This is a genomic window from Burkholderia sp. NRF60-BP8 (assembly GCF_001522585.2).
Taxonomy (GTDB): domain Bacteria; phylum Pseudomonadota; class Gammaproteobacteria; order Burkholderiales; family Burkholderiaceae; genus Burkholderia.
Genome location: NZ_CP013373.1, coordinates 916,038 through 930,522, shown reverse-complemented (window position 1 = coordinate 930,522; position 14,485 = coordinate 916,038). Strand labels below are relative to the sequence as shown.

The 14,485-nt window shown below is 54.9% G+C and carries 17 protein-coding genes; 8 read left to right on the top strand and 9 right to left on the bottom strand.

From position 1 onward, the window contains the following. The first annotated feature begins 158 nt into the window (after positions 1–158). Both WS54_RS17505 and WS54_RS17500 read left to right on the top strand, forming a co-directional pair. Positions 159–818, top strand: a complete 660-nt coding sequence (locus tag WS54_RS17505; protein WP_043036305.1) for a hypothetical protein — start codon at positions 159–161, stop codon at positions 816–818. Beyond that, complete coding sequence (locus WS54_RS17500) at positions 815–2,137, top strand: site-specific DNA-methyltransferase (protein ID WP_159086686.1); 1,323 nt, start codon at positions 815–817, stop codon at positions 2,135–2,137. Before WS54_RS17505 ends, WS54_RS17500 begins: the two co-directional genes overlap by 4 nt. A gap of 115 nt (positions 2,138–2,252) precedes the next feature. Here WS54_RS17500 and WS54_RS17495 read toward each other — a convergent pair whose 3' ends face one another. Beyond that, a complete protein-coding gene (locus WS54_RS17495; RefSeq protein ID WP_025369826.1) occupies positions 2,253–2,561 on the bottom strand; it encodes a hypothetical protein in 309 nt (102 codons plus the stop codon). A 1,456-nt stretch (positions 2,562–4,017) separates the two neighbouring features. On the opposite strand from WS54_RS17495, the gene WS54_RS17485 reads away from it, so the two are divergent. After that, positions 4,018–6,327, top strand: a complete 2,310-nt coding sequence (locus tag WS54_RS17485) for a phage/plasmid primase, P4 family (protein WP_236872801.1) — start codon at positions 4,018–4,020, stop codon at positions 6,325–6,327. A 144-nt stretch (positions 6,328–6,471) separates the two neighbouring features. Next, positions 6,472–7,620, top strand: coding sequence for a site-specific integrase (locus WS54_RS17480; protein WP_059779532.1), 1,149 nt, complete (start codon positions 6,472–6,474; stop codon positions 7,618–7,620). A gap of 112 nt (positions 7,621–7,732) precedes the next feature. Here WS54_RS17480 and WS54_RS17475 read toward each other — a convergent pair whose 3' ends face one another. The 4 genes from WS54_RS17475 to WS54_RS17460 all read right to left on the bottom strand — a co-directional run bounded on the left by WS54_RS17475 (position 7,733) and on the right by WS54_RS17460 (position 9,577). Further along, positions 7,733–8,005 carry a hypothetical protein gene (locus WS54_RS17475; protein WP_236872800.1) on the bottom strand — a complete coding sequence of 91 codons (273 nt, stop codon included), beginning with the start codon at positions 8,003–8,005 and terminating at the stop codon, positions 7,733–7,735. Between the two features lie 86 nt (positions 8,006–8,091). Continuing rightward, on the bottom strand, positions 8,092–8,451 hold the full coding sequence (locus WS54_RS17470; RefSeq protein WP_236872799.1) for a hypothetical protein: 360 nt from the start codon (positions 8,449–8,451) through the stop codon (positions 8,092–8,094). Next, positions 8,448–9,179, bottom strand: a complete 732-nt coding sequence (locus WS54_RS17465; RefSeq protein WP_159086685.1) for a hypothetical protein — start codon at positions 9,177–9,179, stop codon at positions 8,448–8,450. Before WS54_RS17465 ends, WS54_RS17470 begins: the two co-directional genes overlap by 4 nt. Positions 9,180–9,196: 17 nt before the next feature. Then, entirely contained in the window at positions 9,197–9,577 is a 381-nt protein-coding gene (locus WS54_RS17460; RefSeq protein WP_059779525.1) for a hypothetical protein, read from the bottom strand. 162 nt (positions 9,578–9,739) lie between these two features. Here WS54_RS17460 and WS54_RS17455 point away from each other — a divergent pair, with 162 nt between their 5' ends. Continuing rightward, a complete protein-coding gene (locus WS54_RS17455; protein ID WP_059779522.1) occupies positions 9,740–9,985 on the top strand; it encodes a helix-turn-helix domain-containing protein in 246 nt (81 codons plus the stop codon). A gap of 1 nt (position 9,986) precedes the next feature. Here the strand turns inward: WS54_RS17455 and WS54_RS17450 are convergent, their stop codons facing one another. Genes WS54_RS17450 through WS54_RS17440 form a run of 3 tightly spaced genes read right to left on the bottom strand, consistent with a single transcriptional unit; the run spans position 9,987 to position 10,863 of the window. After that, on the bottom strand, positions 9,987–10,364 hold the full coding sequence (locus WS54_RS17450; protein ID WP_059779521.1) for a hypothetical protein: 378 nt from the start codon (positions 10,362–10,364) through the stop codon (positions 9,987–9,989). Positions 10,365–10,366: 2 nt separating this feature from the next. Continuing rightward, positions 10,367–10,642 (bottom strand): hypothetical protein, encoded by a 276-nt coding sequence (locus WS54_RS17445; protein WP_059779519.1) that lies wholly within the window; start codon positions 10,640–10,642, stop codon positions 10,367–10,369. Then, positions 10,639–10,863 (bottom strand): hypothetical protein, encoded by a 225-nt coding sequence (locus WS54_RS17440; protein ID WP_059779518.1) that lies wholly within the window; start codon positions 10,861–10,863, stop codon positions 10,639–10,641. The genes WS54_RS17445 and WS54_RS17440 overlap by 4 nt, the downstream gene beginning before the upstream one ends. Before the next feature lie 115 nt (positions 10,864–10,978). Between WS54_RS17440 and WS54_RS17435 the strand changes: the two genes are divergently transcribed. Further along, a complete protein-coding gene (locus WS54_RS17435) occupies positions 10,979–11,293 on the top strand; it encodes a hypothetical protein (RefSeq protein WP_059779516.1) in 315 nt (104 codons plus the stop codon). Between the two features lie 55 nt (positions 11,294–11,348). Here WS54_RS17435 and WS54_RS17430 read toward each other — a convergent pair whose 3' ends face one another. After that, the gene (locus WS54_RS17430; protein ID WP_059779515.1) at positions 11,349–12,776 is read right to left on the bottom strand and encodes an SIR2 family protein; all 1,428 of its coding nucleotides are present in this window, start codon (positions 12,774–12,776) and stop codon (positions 11,349–11,351) included. 580 nt (positions 12,777–13,356) lie between these two features. On the opposite strand from WS54_RS17430, the gene WS54_RS33690 reads away from it, so the two are divergent. Beyond that, entirely contained in the window at positions 13,357–14,055 is a 699-nt protein-coding gene (locus tag WS54_RS33690) for a hypothetical protein (protein ID WP_159086684.1), read from the top strand. Positions 14,056–14,058: 3 nt separating this feature from the next. Then, positions 14,059–14,337: a hypothetical protein gene (locus WS54_RS17420; RefSeq protein ID WP_059779510.1), complete on the top strand. Its 279-nt coding sequence runs from the start codon at positions 14,059–14,061 to the stop codon at positions 14,335–14,337. The last annotated feature ends 148 nt before the right edge of the window (positions 14,338–14,485 follow it).

Sequence of the window (14,485 nt, the reverse complement as noted above, 5' to 3'; positions counted from 1 at the left end):
CAGAGATGCCCGTGGGCGCTACCGAACTAGTCTATTTTGCCGGATAGGGTCACAAGCGACAACCGATCGAACGCTTCCGCATCAACATACATCGCGCGCGTCTCGGTATGCGGGTGCAAGCATGGCAAACTATCGGTTTTCGACCACGAGACCAAGCCATGCTCGGCAGCACAAAAAAATACAGTCAAGACGCCAATAGGTACGATCAAAAGACGGTAAGTCAGCGGATCGAAGCCTTATTTCTCAACAACATTGGCTTAGTCGTGACGCGCGATCAGATCCTACGGGCAGCAACCGACCCAGTTACCGGCAAAGAACCGGAGAACTGGCACCAACGCCTATCCGAATTGAGAACAGACAAGGGCTACACGATCTTGTCATGGCGGGATTCCAAGGATCTTGCTCCGCAGGAGTACCTGATGCCACATAGCGAGCGGCGAGAGAGTGCAGGCAAACGCGTTCTCCCCACAAGGGACTGTTGGGGCCAAGTACTAGCGCGAGCCGGTAACCGCTGCGAATGGTCCGAGGATGGGCGGACTTGCGGGCTATATGAGGGGGATATCGACCCTGTCGGCGGGGGAACTGTAAAGTTGACGCCCGACCATGTGACGCCTCACTCGATCAATCCGAACACGGATACTGCCGATCCGACTCAGTGGCAAGCATTGTGCGGAAGGCATCAGGTGATGAAAAAGAATTACTGGGATTCTGGCACGGGGAAAATCAATATTTCAGGGATACTTCAGTCGATTGGAGTGCAGCAGAAGAAGGAAGCACTAGAACTTCTGCTTAAATATTTCGGTAAAGAACTAAAGTGAATTACGATCTATTTTCTACCGCCACAGAAGGCATCCAGAATCAAACCTCAGGCTACATATTGGCTCAAACGCGGCTTAATGCACGAACTCGCGCCATCGCTACAGCCATGGGCCTTAACGAACCCGACACAGTTGCACCCGGGACGCCTAAAGCCATACTACCCGTCGATGAATGCGTTCTAATCAAAGGTGATAATCTACGCGCCTTGTCCCAATTGCTCGCAGAAGATCAAAAAAAGATTGATTTTTGCTACATCGACCCACCATATAATACCGGGCAAAAATTCGTCTATTGCGATAACCGAGCAAGGGAGTCAGGGACAATTTGGGGAAAACATCATGACTGGATGACCTTCATGTTACCTCGACTTGTCGCCGCGCACTTGATTCTCAAAGAAACAGGAATCATAGCCGTCAGCATTGACGACTACGAATATGCGCACCTTAAAATCTTGATGGATAGTATATTCTCGAGCGAAAACCATATAGCCACGCTGGTCGTACATAGAAGCAAAAATGGGAAAGGCAGCAAGAAGCATGTCGCAGTTATGCACGAATATGTTGTTCTATACGGAAAATCGAGCCTAGCAACTGTCTCCGGCGTTGTCGAAAAAAGCACACGACGATACGAGAAGGAGGACTGTTACGGCAAGTATACTATCGATGGCTTATTTCGAAAAAAAGGAGATGCGAGCCTAAGAGAAGACAGGCCCAACATGTACTACCCCCTGTATTATTCGGATAATGGGGAAGTATTTACAGAGAAAGTACGTAATGATCTCAAAGAGATCTACCCACATGACTCAAAAGGTATTGCCAGACGCTGGCTCTGGGGACGTGACAAAGCGAAAGCCGAGTCATGGAAACTGTTTGCCTCGAAGAAGGGAACAATTTATGTCAAAAACTACCACACGGATAACAAGCGCGTGAAGCTACGCAGCATCTTGGATAGCGACGATTACCTCACCGACAAGGCAACAGCAGAAGTAAAAAATATTTTTGGAGAAAAAATATTCGAAACCCCCAAACCCATCACATTAATTTCGGACTTAATTGACGCTTGCTGCCCGTTTGACGGTACGGTGCTAGATTTTTTTGCAGGAACCGGAACAACCGCCGAAGCAGTGTGGAGGTTGAATGTGCAAGAAGATGCCCACAGGAAATCTATACTGATTGAGCAAAATCACCCTATCGAGCCAAATCACTTGGCCGCCAAGCATGGCTTTAAATTCACATCGGATATAACTGCCTTTCGCTTAAGCTCAATCCGCGCCAAGGATAAGAACTTTCGCTTCACATGTTGTTTGCAAGACGACTGAACGATCCGTCAAATAACGATGGATGAATCACAGAGTCAGATGAAGATTCAGCCCGAGTCCTCCGAAGTGGGGAAGTAGCCACAGTCGGGCCACTCCCCGCGCGTTCAGCCAATGCTCACTTCTTGCCGAGCGGTTCTTGCTTGTCCTTGATCATCTGATAGTAGGTGCTCGCACCGGCCTTCGTCAATTTCACCTCGGCGATGAACTTTTCGATGATGTCCTTCCGCGTCACATCCTTGACGGTCCGCATCCGCTTGTAGATTTCCGTCGCCAGCTCCATCTTCGTCGGCGTAGCTGGTGCCGCCTTCGCTGCGGAATCATTTCCCGTCGAACTGGTTGCCGGAATCACCGGCTTCTGGTCAGCAGCAACCGGCTTGCCAGCTTTCTCGTCCTTGCTCGTTGCACCTTGCTTCTGGTCGACCATGACAGCACTCCGTTCGTTGAAAGTGCGTCCAGGGTCCGGCAGACTGCCCTTTAGGGCAACATCGAGCGCGCCCTTGATAGACACGGCGGCGACCATCGTGAAATCCGTCGAGCAACAGTGACAGTTTTCACGTCACCCTCACCCCCATCTCCTCTATCCCCTTGATCTACCGGGAATTTCCGAGCTAGACCATCAGCTTTCTAGGATTCTGCCGTAGGACCTTCCCGCTCGCCCCCTCGTATTCCAGCGTCGCCGACCGCCCCCGCGTTGCGGGGATGAAATTTCTTCACATCCAACAGAAGGGGAACGGCTTTTTAAACAATTAAACAATTCTTCCTGTTTTTAGAAAATTTGTATAGGAGGAGAGAGAAATGGAGAAATTTTTGAAAAATGAAGAAATCGTTGAATTGTTTAGGATGTGTTGTGCTCGCGCGCACGGGTGAGAGGGCGAGGAGAAGGACGCCGAGCGACCGAGGGAGCCGGCCCGCCGGACGTCTCCCAATGACCAATATACGACAGGCTCCCCCCGAAAATTTGCACCTACTGCTCATGGAATCGAATCGTCAAAAATAGGTGTTTTCACTAGATTGACGTAAGAAAGCAACGAAACCACACCAACGGATAAGGGTTTTCACTAGCAACACATGTGAGGGAATTGTGCATCCGATCTCGAGGGGGTGTCTCGACCGAAAACATGCATCGTCGACCGTCAAAACGGTCCGACAAGGCCTGTTACAAATAACGTAACCCCTCCACCCCTTCCCCCTTTTTTTGTAACACCCTTCTAGCTCGCGCATTCGATTTTTCGGCTCCCGCCAGTTCGTGCTCCGCGCCGGAAAAGACAAAAACTACTCATCTTGCGCCGCGCTTTCCGCCTCCGTACAGTCCAGTCCATCGAATTTTTCTGCACACCTCCTCGGCGACGAAGAACGTGCGGCGAGGTGCTCCCTCGCATTTGATTTCGATCCAGCGACGTTCACGGTGAACAGCTTGGCCTTCCACTTCACAGGGAAATATTATGCATACCGAATTTAATGACGCGACACGCTCCCTCCACCTGTTTCTTGAAGAGGGGCTTCTTCAATGGTCCGGCCCTGATAATTGGGTCCTTGACTTGCCCCCCGAGTACCCCGTTTGGCCGGTTACCGCTGTTGACGGCCAGCAGCCCCTGTCCAGCCTTCGGATCGGAGATTACATCCACTGCCCCATGCACCCGATCGGGCACAGTCCACTCCGCATTATCGGGATGAACGGAAAACCGTATGGCTTCGTCTGCGAGGAGTGCAACGCCATCTACACAACAACGGACCTCGCTCTGCCAATGGACTCTGTACCGGTCGGCTCCGAGGAGATGGTGTATGCCTGACACCTGCGGACCTCGTAACCACGACTTGACATGCCCGATTACGGGCGAATAACACTCAAAATCTGCTAACCCGCTACCGGGAGATGGTGCATGCACTACCTCTCGGTCATCTATTATGCATTCCTAATCATGAATACGGATCCAATCAAAAAATACTCCGCCCTCGCAGCCGAAGGCCTCGCCCCGCTCCCTATCCGCCTGAACGATAAGGTTCCTGCTACGCAGCACGGATTCAAGGATGCGAACATGGATCCCGACAAGCATCGCGCATGGGCGAATGAATGCCCCGACTACAACGTCGCCTACGCGACAGGACCGGCGTCCGGTTACGTGCTCGTTGTCGATGTCGATGTGAAGAATGGGGATGCAACCGGCCTCAAATCGATCAGTCGTCTGGAGAAAGAACACGGCGCACTCCCTCCTACTCGCAAGGTGTTCACACCGTCAGGTGGGTATCACCTCATCTACCGGTATCCTGAGAACCTGAAGGTGCCGAGCAGGATCAACTTCCTGCCTCGCGTCGATGTAAAGGCGGAGGGCGGTTACTGTCTCGCTCCACCGTCAGCCATCAACGGAGAGCCCTATTTCTTCGAGGAACCCGTACTGCCCATTTCCCGTGCCCCTGCGTGGCTGCTTGAACTGCTCTGCTCGACGCAGGGCACGAAGACGCGCAAACGGAAATCCGCCAAATCGAAATCTGCGATCCTCGGTAACCGCAACGAGTCCGTCGCATTCGAGGGGTTCTCCCTGCTCAATGCAGGTCTGAACCCTGACCTGCTGGAAGAGGAACTGCTGGAGTACAACGCCGCCAATTGCGACCCGCCGCTGTCGGAGTCGGAGGTATCCCAGATTGCCGCAAACGTGGCGAACTCGCACCAGAAGAACAACGACAGCGTCTCGCGCGCAACCGACCTCGGTAATGCGAAACGGATGTCGGAACGGTATAGCGACACGCTCCGTTACGTCTCTGAGATGAAGCGTTGGCTCGAAAAATCCCCGTCCGGTGCATGGCGTTTCATCGATGAACTTCGCGTGCTGCTGCTCGCCCGCGAAATCATTCCGATGATCCACGACGAGATTCGCCGCCTTAATCCTGGTAATCGCCGTGAACTGATGGATCACGCGAAGTACAGCGAAAGCAATAAGGCGCTCAAGGATGCCGTCGAACTGTTCAGGTCCGAACCCGGCATCGCCGTCTCGGCCAGCAACCTCGATGAAGGGGAATGGATGTTCCCCGCGAAGAACGGCCTCGTTGATTTGCAGACCGGCAAGTTCATGCCGATGGACCCCGCGCTGCACATCACGCAGACCGCGGGGGTGAGCTTCGATCCGGATGCAACCTGCCCGCGGTGGGAAGCCTTCCTGCTGGAAATCATGAACGGGAACGTCGAGCTTGTGGAGTACCTGCGCCGCGCCATTGGGTATACGCTGACCTGTCAAACCTCGGAACATGCCCTGTTCTTTGCCTTCGGCAGCGGAGCAAACGGGAAGTCAACCTTTCTCAATTTGCTGCGGGCTCTCTTCGGAGATCTTGGAGCACAGGCGAACGGCGACATGTTGCTCGACAAGAACGGCGGGCAAGCTATGTCCTCGAATGCCTCAAGCAGTGAAGTCGCACGCCTCGTCGGGAAACGTCTCGTCGCCATGAGCGAGGTCGAAGAGGGACGCCATTTCAGCGAGAAAACGGTGAAGTGGTATACGGGCGGCGAAGACATCGTCGCTCGCATGCTCTACCAGAATGCGTTCTCGTTCACGCCTCGCTTCAAGCTTTGGCTCGCCGGAAACTACAAGCCTACGATCAAGGGCAACGATCATGGCATCTGGCGTCGCATGAAGCTGATCCCGTTCACGGTGACGATTCCGCCCGAGAAACGTGACCCCGACCTTGAGCGCAAGCTGCGTGATGAACTCCCGGGCATCCTGAACTGGGCGCTCGTGGGCTGCCAGCAATGGCGTGAGAACGGCTACAAGCTCAAGGAGCCGGCAATCATCACGAACGAGGTGTCCGAGTACCGTGGCGAAATGGATGTTGTCGAGAGCTGGTTGTTGGAATTCACACGCGATGATCCGGATGGCGAAATCCACTTCGGTGACGCGTACAAGTTCTTCAAGGCGTGGAGCGAGGCGGAATACAATTTCTCCTACTCCCGCAAGCGGCTCGGCATGATTTTGCAGGATAAGGGGTACAAGCCCGCTGCTAGGCCTCATCGCGTCTATCAGGGTTTGACGCTGCTCGTTGACCTCCAGTTCAACGAGAACACGGGGGCCTACGTCGGCCATGAGTTCTACGACTACGAACTTGAGCTGCGGAAGCGCGACTGGCAAAGCAAGCTGCTCTCGGGCATGACCGGCGAAGATGTAGGCCCCGATGACAACGAGGGTGAGCCCCTCGCCGCATAACCCATCGTAAGTGACTTCTCCCGAACGGATCGTGCTCGCGCACGCTCCGTTTTTTGCATCTGGCATGGGCGAAAGCTGTTGTCATACCCCGGTCTCAGCCCGGATGGTGTTACTCATCAATTACATTCCGTAAGGAGCAACACCATGACACTCATCCGTCGAAACAACAGCAAGAATTGGTACTACCAGTTCCAGATTCAGGGCAAGAAATTCTTCGGGTCGACCGGAACGCCAAACAAGACGAAGGCCGCTCAGGTCGAACGCGAGATGCGCAATCGAGCCCACGCCGAGCAGTATCTCGGGGATGCGCAGCCCATCACGCTCAAGGATGCGTTGGAACAATATGTCGAAGCGCGGAGCGAGACTTCCTATCACAGGAACATGTGCTCGATCGTTCGAAAGACGCTCGGCTACAAGCTTCATCCGCGTACGAAAGCCAAGCTCCCCTGCTATGGCATGTCGCCCGACAGGCTGTTGCATGAGCTGACGACGCGCGATGTTGATCTTCTCGTCGCGAAGCGCAAGGCCGAGGGCGACAAGCCCGCGACGATCAAACACGAGATCGGACTCCTTCGAGCGACCATCAACGAGATGGCGAAGCTCGGATTCAAAGTCAGTCGTGAGATCGTTTTTCCAGAGCTTAGGACTTCGTATAGGCTTCGATATCTGGATTCTAACGACGAGTCGGCGTTATTGCTCGAACTCGATCCGGAACGGCTTAAAACGCGTATAAACTCGTCTAAACCGCAAACACCCGAAATGACACGGAATATGCAGGACAACTACGATATCACGGTTTTCCTGCTCGATACGGGGTGCCGTTACTCGGAGGTCGCGAACATTCCGTGGTCGGCGATCAACCTCGACACGTGCACGATCAGCCTCTATCGGAGCAAGGTGCGAAACGAAGATGTGCTACACATGACCTCCCGACTCGAAGCGATCCTTCGTCGGCGGTGGGAAGAACGTCGATCCGGGCAGCGATACGTGTTTGAAGATCGCACCGGCAACGAACGAGGCTACAGCACGAAGTCGATCAAGAAGGCAATCGAGCGGGCCGGACTCAATGATCCCGTTCTCGTCAAGGAACGCGGTGGGCGCGTCACCCTGCACACGCTCCGGCACACGTTCGCGAGCAAGCTCGTCAAGGCGGGCGTCAGTCTGTATGAGGTGTCGGTCTTGCTCGGCCACAGTGATCCGAAGATGACTCAACGCTACGCGCACCTCAGCCCGAACGACGCGAGCCGGAAGGCCGTAAAAGTCATCGACTCGTTGCTGCTCAATCCCGTATGAATCGTGGGATTACCCGGCCCCGACGTATCTGAATTTGGGGCACTTTGAGGACTTATTGAAGGCGTACAAAACCGGAGTTCGTGGGGTTGGAATCCCGGCTGCGCGCTCGTCCTTATTTGTGCCCGTTCCACTCTGGATCAGGATCATCCTCCCACGCTGGCGCGAATTCTCGATTCGCCCAGCGGGGATGCGTCAGATCGAAAAGCTGATCGAGTCCACGACGTGGGAGCTTATAGTTGTAGATGAATCCCGACGTGCCCGCCGCGATGATCTGAGCCTCGATTTCATGGAACTGCGCCGTACTGTATTTCGGGCCAAACTGAAAGAACAGCGCACCTTCGAGCGGCGAATCCGGAGTCCATATCTGCCAGATGTATTTGTACATCCGTGGATTCGGATGCAAATACGTCCCGAAGAACGCGAGCCCGGTCTCGCCCCACCGCGCGAAGTCTTCCCGTGTCGGGCGAAGCATTATTGGTCCCCGTCTGCGTCGATCTTATTGATGTGGTATCGCATCGCGTCGTACAACTGCTGAGTCCGGGTCGGATCGACGTGCCAGAACTCGGGAACCGAGAGTCTGCCGTTCTCGATGGTCGCTCGCACCATGACTTCGATACAGAACTTGCCGTCATAACGCATCCCCATGCGGCCGAGTAATGCCGCCTGACCGTCTCTCGACTTTGCGATCAGATAGCCGCCTTCTTCGGCAACGGGTATCCATAGCCGATCGAGCGAATCGACCGACATAACGCCGATCCGCTCCGACACCTCCGGCCATACCTTTCCCTCGAACAGCTTTCCGAACTTCATGTCCGCCTCGATCTCGGTCACTTCGATCGGCTGAAGTACGATGCCCGAGGACACTCTTCGATTTTTCTCCAGAGGTCGGCCTTCTCCGCCTCCCATTTCTCGATCAATTTCCGTCGCTTCTCTTCGGGAAGTTCGTCCCAAGCTGGATGATTGCTTGGGTGTTGCATTTTATGCATGTACCACTGTTTCGACAGCGCTCGGGAAGGCGCTTCCTCGTGTTCAAACTGAGCGATTCGCTCACGATTGACTCGATTCGGTGCTATCCAGTCGCCCGCTTCATCTACGTGGCCGAACACGCGCAACCAGCTCAATGCAAACGAGCATAGGAACACGATGAAGACGCCGAAGAACGTCGGCATCAGGAGAGCCATCGGGTCATCGCCGAACACACCGCTCTGGCCGGAAGCACCATACCAAATCGCAGCCGGCAGGCCCATGATTGTGTCGAAGTAGGCGGTGAACCGCGCCTGAGCCTGAAAGCTAAACGGGAGGAAAAGGATGTCTTGGAAGATGTGGTAATAGACCACTACGGTCCCGTACAGCAGGCACCAGTTGAACAGGATTTCGTTACGCCAATAGCGCCGTTCGTGCTTGTCCGTGGCAGCACGTTTTCTGCGATACGCGACGTACAAACCGCGCACCGCTACGATAGGGAGCAGCACCATTACTGCTACCCAATACATTGCTACGAACGCTCGCCATAGGCGATCGATCATCGCGAAGAAGCCGTTCTTCGAATCGTGCGACATACTGGCCTCGCCTTTTGTCAGTAGATCGCGTTGTAGCCGAAGTTCGTCAGATAATATGTACGTCGATCCGCGCCGGGTTCGAGATACCCGTCTTTGCACAACGAGTCGATGGCCGAATAGAGATTCTTCTTGTCCTTAGGATTCAACCAGTCCTGGATATCGACTTCCCAGAAATCTTCGGTCAGACGCTCTGCCGTTTCGATCTTCCGCCACTTGATATGGTCGAGGATCTTTTTCTTGGTCGATTCATAGGGATCTGCGACAGGAGTTGCGGCAATGGTCGCCTCAATACCCTTCAACTGCGGCTTCATTTCGGCAAGAACCTTCCGCAGCACAGCTTCCAGCTGACGAGCTTCGTCCGGCCCCGCTCCTGTAAGACTGATTTCCAGCTTGATCATTCCCGTCACCCCGTTTGGCTTTCTGTAATTTTCCGGCGACCATTGATGGCATGGCGACATGCCGCCACCCCAAACTGTCACTCATAGTGCGTGTCACTATAGAGAGTGGCTTCATAAAGGTCAAATCCATACCCTCCACCGGATGTTCATGGACATCCAACGATGGATTACGACCCGCTCGAATTGTTCGGAAAACGGCTGGTGGAACTGCGGAAGGCGAAAGGCTGGTCGCAGGAAAAACTCGCCCTCGAATCGGGCTTGGCGCGGTCGTATGTCGGCGGGATCGAGCGTGGCCAACGGAATATCGCGCTATACAATATCTGCGTCCTAGCCGAAACCTTGAACGTGGCACCGAGCGACATGCTGGCGTTCGAGGTCGAGCCAGTGAAGGCCGCGCGACGCAAGTGATCTAGTCGCCCTCGTAGTCCGCCGTATAGCGTCGGCACTCCGACGACAGTCGATGGAGATATGAAAGCAGGTCCGCGATTTCGGCCTGAAGCCGACCAAGAGCTGCGGCGTGAGCCGCCTTGATGTGCCCTCCTGCAATCCGGTCTGTGGTGTGTGCGTACAGAAGCCCAATCGACGCCAACCCGTCATGCATGATCTGCATCGCCAGCTCCGCTGATTCGGGAAGCTGGACCAGCCGTTCTGGATCGGCTTCGGCGTAGTCTGGCTCCCCAGATAGCTCTGTAGGAAGCTGCATAAGCCCTGCGATCAGATCACGCAAAGGACGACGGATCATGCCCGGCGTGGCCATCTCCGGCACGATAGGATGCTTGCCCATCATGCTCAGTACTCGCTCGGAAACAACAGCGTCGTCATGCGCCGATCTGCCTCGGTGATGATCCAAACGTACTTACCCGCAATCTCGTAGCTCGACAGGATGCGTGCGCCGTGTCCGATCGCTAGGTGATTCGCCTTCGCGTCCTCGGCGGGTACACTCCCCCAATCGCCGTGTGCGTGACGGTCGAGGTACAGGAAAGCGGAAATGTGGTGGTGTTCAAGATGGGCGGCTACGCCGCGCGTTGCAACAACCTGACCGAGTGGGAATAGCGGTCGGCTCATGAGCGACCGCCCGAGTAGATGTCCCACGCTGACTCGATGAACGTCGCTGGGACATCGCCAGTCTCGAATCCCGGCACGTCTTCTAGCAGTGCCAGCAGATGGTTCGTGAATTCGGCCCGCGAGAAATCAGTGCCGAACGCGTCTTGGATGGATTCCGCCAGCCCCTGAATCTGCTCGATGGTCAGGGGTGGAAAATCGTTGGGGTGTTTGATGTCGTCCATGCGACGACTATCCCGGCTATACCGTGATCTTGGCAACGAAGCACGCCCGTCTCCGCACTGCCTTCGCTATACTTCCCTGACGGCGGCCTATCGTTTCGCCGTTTTGGGGGCAACGATGAGCACCTATGGTATTTCGATGATTCAGCTGGACGCGACGATCGGGGAAGTGGCCGAAGCAAAAATACATCGGTTCAGTAAGAACGACGACGGAAGCATCGGATTAGATGTGGGCCGAGCGCTGGCTTATCATGAGATTGCCAGTCTGATCATGCGCGGTGATACCGTGTTCGTCATCGTGCCTGACGGTCCCGGCTCATACCGCAACACGGATAAGATTCGAGTGAAGCCACGACAGCACGAATATCTGGAAAGCGTCGGGGACGACGGTGCCGCCAGCGCGGCACTGATGGCGCTGCCGACCTACGAGTAGCTCAATGCAATCTTGCTGTGCCCCTCCGTGCATAGATCGGCGATAAGAACCGTATTCAGACAGACTTTGCTGCTGCGGCGACAGCAGCCTTGTCAATTTCAACAGCGCCGGTGTCGATCTCGTACGGCTCTCCATTGCTAACCTTGCGGAATAGATCAACGGCCGCATCTGTATAGCGATGGCTTAGCTGCGGAGACTTGTGGCCAAGCTTTAGCGCGATGTGATACTTGTTGTCCGTGGCGGTGATGTCGAAACCCTTTTCTTCTTTGATGCGGTTGATGATCTTCCTGACCTCGTGCCAAGTGTCGTAGCCGAGCAACTGGCCAACGCCCGTCGCGGCGTACTTGTAGTCGAGATTGACCTTCGAGGGGTCCGCGAGCGAAGTGACGCCGAACAGCTTCGCGAAGCTTTCCCCGGACTCTACAGCGTGCTCCAATTGCTCAAAGTTGATCTCTACGTGCTTCTTCGGGATGTCCGAACGGATCAGTTCGACCGAGCGCGCCATCAGCGCCCGCAAGAGCTTCGTGTTGATCTTCTCCAGGTTGCCCGCTTGCCCAAACGCCTTGAACACCCACTCGAATGAGTTTGCCGTGATGCTTTTGATTCGAATGTTGATGTCGGGCGCGACCGAGACCACGTATTCGCGCGCGGGGCTCGACGCCTCGTTAATTGTCTCATCCCACTGCAAGATGTAGATGTTCGGGACGACGTCCGCGGTCGTGGCTCGCACCATGCGGTACACGTCGTACAAGATGGCCTTAATGTTCGGGTCGTCAGCACGATAGCCGATGAAGATGAGAGGATGCTCGATAAAGTATGTAAGTAGCTTCGCGCTAAGGTACTTGTGATCTTCGTCGAAACGCTGGTAGTCGGCCTCGTTTACTACGAGCGACTGCGGAATCGTTCGGCACCCGTGGATCTTAAAAATTTCGCCGATCGCGAGATAGCCCTTCCTCATGATCTGTTGCCCAATTACGGTTTCGTATTGTGGAAACAAGGGCTCGATCACCTCGTCGTAATTCGTCGTGATGATCGCGTGCGCGCTGATGTTCTTCAGCGCCTCTATTTCGGCGTCTAGCTGGGGCGAGCCGTACGAACCCTTTACGTTCGGGCCAAGGCCCTTGAGCAATTCGGCGATAGCATGTTTTATGAAAATGTCGGCGGGCGCACTCGCGCTGAAATAATCCGCAGGAAACTCGTCTTTGCCTTTGCCCCACGCCCATTCTCGATAAAGGTCGGTGAAGACCGAGCCGATCTTCTTGAAATCGCCGTTGTACGTCTGCTTGAAGTAGGCGAAGTCCTTGTCGATCTGCGGGCACTTCTTTGCCAAAGCCGTCAGCAATTCCTCCCAATTCGGCCCGCCCGCGTACCGCTTTGAGAATCCAGAGCCGACAAACAGGATGGGTTGGCACTCGGCGTCGGCAAGAACCCTCGCTACGTCGGAACAGACTTCTTCCTGGTATTGCTTGTAGTCGATTGGCATGAGTTGGCCTTTTTATTACTTGCCGATCAGTATGCCCGACAGCCCCTTGCTGTGCCACCCCATACGCAGGTAGCTCGAGAACAGCCGCGATATGTAATCACCAGAGTCTGCGAGGGTTCGCGCACTATTGGATGAGTGCCCGGCGTCTAATGCAACCGCTGCTCCAACGACTGAAATTGCCGTCCTGGACATCGATCGGGGTAACGCCCGCAACGACGCGGCCGATTCTTGCTGGTCTACCGAACTCGCAGAGGTAAGTTGCGAGCTTCAAACCGAGTCGGTCAGCGGGGATCTCGCGCCCCTTACAACCCGCGATAGCTACGATACCCTGCGATACTTTACGATACGCAAGATACGTATGATACTGGAAATTTTTAAAAATTCGTTTTAAATCAATCTGCTACATAAATTCATGACGGCAAATTTGCCGACTCAGATCTGAGTTGTTGCGAATCCCGAAAACTCACCTACGTCTTCGTGAAAGAACTGCTATCTACTCACCGACTGGAAAATTCGCTTTCGTTGTGACGGCAAACCTGTGCTGGCAGACTAGATGCATCGAAACCAACTCCCTGCACCCATGTCCGACAACCTCCCCGTTCCAGCCGCCGACAACCTGTCCGCGCCTTCCGCCGCAGCACCTGGCGGCGCAGTAACTCCACCGACCGCAGCCGGAACTATTGCGCTCGGCAGTACATCGATGACAGAGAATCCATTTGCAAGCATCATTGCAGGCCAATTGACAGGCAAACAACACGCGAAACGGATCAGTAAAGCGCAACAAACCGCTATCGAGATTCGCAATCTCCATTGGCCCGACGTAAAGGCAGAGGATCTTTGGCTACTCGGCGATCGCAAACGAGGTGGGTTCGCACAAGTACCGCGCCCACTTGCCATGATGATGAACGTAATCAACGACATCACCAAGCGCAAAACTGGAAAAGCGATTCCGGCGGGGAAAACCTACCTTGTTTTATGGCTGCACGTCTTCGACGAAGCGCTTGTTCGCATCGACAGCGAGGCTGATGCTGCCTTCGAAGCCGGCTACGAGGGTGAGCGAAACGTAAGCACCTTCCGCAACCACATGAAGATGTTGAAGGAGCTTGGCTTTATCGATTTTCGGAAAGGCACTAAAGGGCCGATGCAGTATGTGCTTCTGCTTAACCCGTATAAGGTTGTGAAGAAGCTGCACGCCGCTGGACTCGTTCCCGACACCCAGTATGCAGCTTTGCTTGAGCGAGCAAGTGCCATTGGCTCTAGCCAAGAGTTGAAGGAGTAGGCCATGGCGCGGCTAACCATCGACGAACTCTATCGCGAGCTGGAAGCGACCGACGAAGGCTATATTCGGCGCAAGCTTGCTATCGGCGGCTACACATCTGCTCAGACTAAGCATGTCCAAGCTTGGCTCACGCAGCGCGATTCTGAGCGCGCGGAGCAACGGGCAGCGCGCGACCTCCTGGCATCGAGCCGGACTGCGTTTTGGACGATGGTCGGGGCCTTCGGCGGAGTTGGCGCCGTCCTGGTAGCGATAGCCGCGATGGTTTTCGCCCGAGTGAGCTAGCCCCCTAGGGCCAATCAGACCGGCGCAGCGAGTCCAGTCAGCTAGAACGACGCAACGTTGACTGCAGTGCAACGTTCATGCTCTTAGATTGAATCGCCGTTGGAAGGGTGGCCCGACGAGAAAACGTGATTCCAGCAGGAACTTCCGG

Excerpts from the sequence above, each read along its gene's own strand:
- WS54_RS17505 (WP_043036305.1), top strand. The coding sequence starts at position 159 with ATGCTCGGCAGCACAAAAAAATACAGTCAAGACGCCAATAGGTACGAT.
- WS54_RS17495 (WP_025369826.1), bottom strand. The coding sequence starts at position 2,561 with ATGGTCGACCAGAAGCAAGGTGCAACGAGCAAGGACGAGAAAGCTGGC.
- WS54_RS17485 (WP_236872801.1), top strand. The coding sequence starts at position 4,018 with ATGCACTACCTCTCGGTCATCTATTATGCATTCCTAATCATGAATACG.
- WS54_RS17480 (WP_059779532.1), top strand. The coding sequence starts at position 6,472 with ATGACACTCATCCGTCGAAACAACAGCAAGAATTGGTACTACCAGTTC.
- WS54_RS17475 (WP_236872800.1), bottom strand. The coding sequence starts at position 8,005 with ATGTACAAATACATCTGGCAGATATGGACTCCGGATTCGCCGCTCGAA.
- WS54_RS17465 (WP_159086685.1), bottom strand. The coding sequence starts at position 9,179 with ATGTCGCACGATTCGAAGAACGGCTTCTTCGCGATGATCGATCGCCTA.
- WS54_RS17460 (WP_059779525.1), bottom strand. The coding sequence starts at position 9,577 with ATGATCAAGCTGGAAATCAGTCTTACAGGAGCGGGGCCGGACGAAGCT.
- WS54_RS17455 (WP_059779522.1), top strand. The coding sequence starts at position 9,740 with ATGGATTACGACCCGCTCGAATTGTTCGGAAAACGGCTGGTGGAACTG.
- WS54_RS17450 (WP_059779521.1), bottom strand. The coding sequence starts at position 10,364 with ATGATGGGCAAGCATCCTATCGTGCCGGAGATGGCCACGCCGGGCATG.
- WS54_RS17445 (WP_059779519.1), bottom strand. The coding sequence starts at position 10,642 with ATGAGCCGACCGCTATTCCCACTCGGTCAGGTTGTTGCAACGCGCGGC.
- WS54_RS17440 (WP_059779518.1), bottom strand. The coding sequence starts at position 10,863 with ATGGACGACATCAAACACCCCAACGATTTTCCACCCCTGACCATCGAG.
- WS54_RS17435 (WP_059779516.1), top strand. The coding sequence starts at position 10,979 with ATGAGCACCTATGGTATTTCGATGATTCAGCTGGACGCGACGATCGGG.
- WS54_RS17430 (WP_059779515.1), bottom strand. The coding sequence starts at position 12,776 with ATGCCAATCGACTACAAGCAATACCAGGAAGAAGTCTGTTCCGACGTA.
- WS54_RS33690 (WP_159086684.1), top strand. The coding sequence starts at position 13,357 with ATGTCCGACAACCTCCCCGTTCCAGCCGCCGACAACCTGTCCGCGCCT.
- WS54_RS17420 (WP_059779510.1), top strand. The coding sequence starts at position 14,059 with ATGGCGCGGCTAACCATCGACGAACTCTATCGCGAGCTGGAAGCGACC.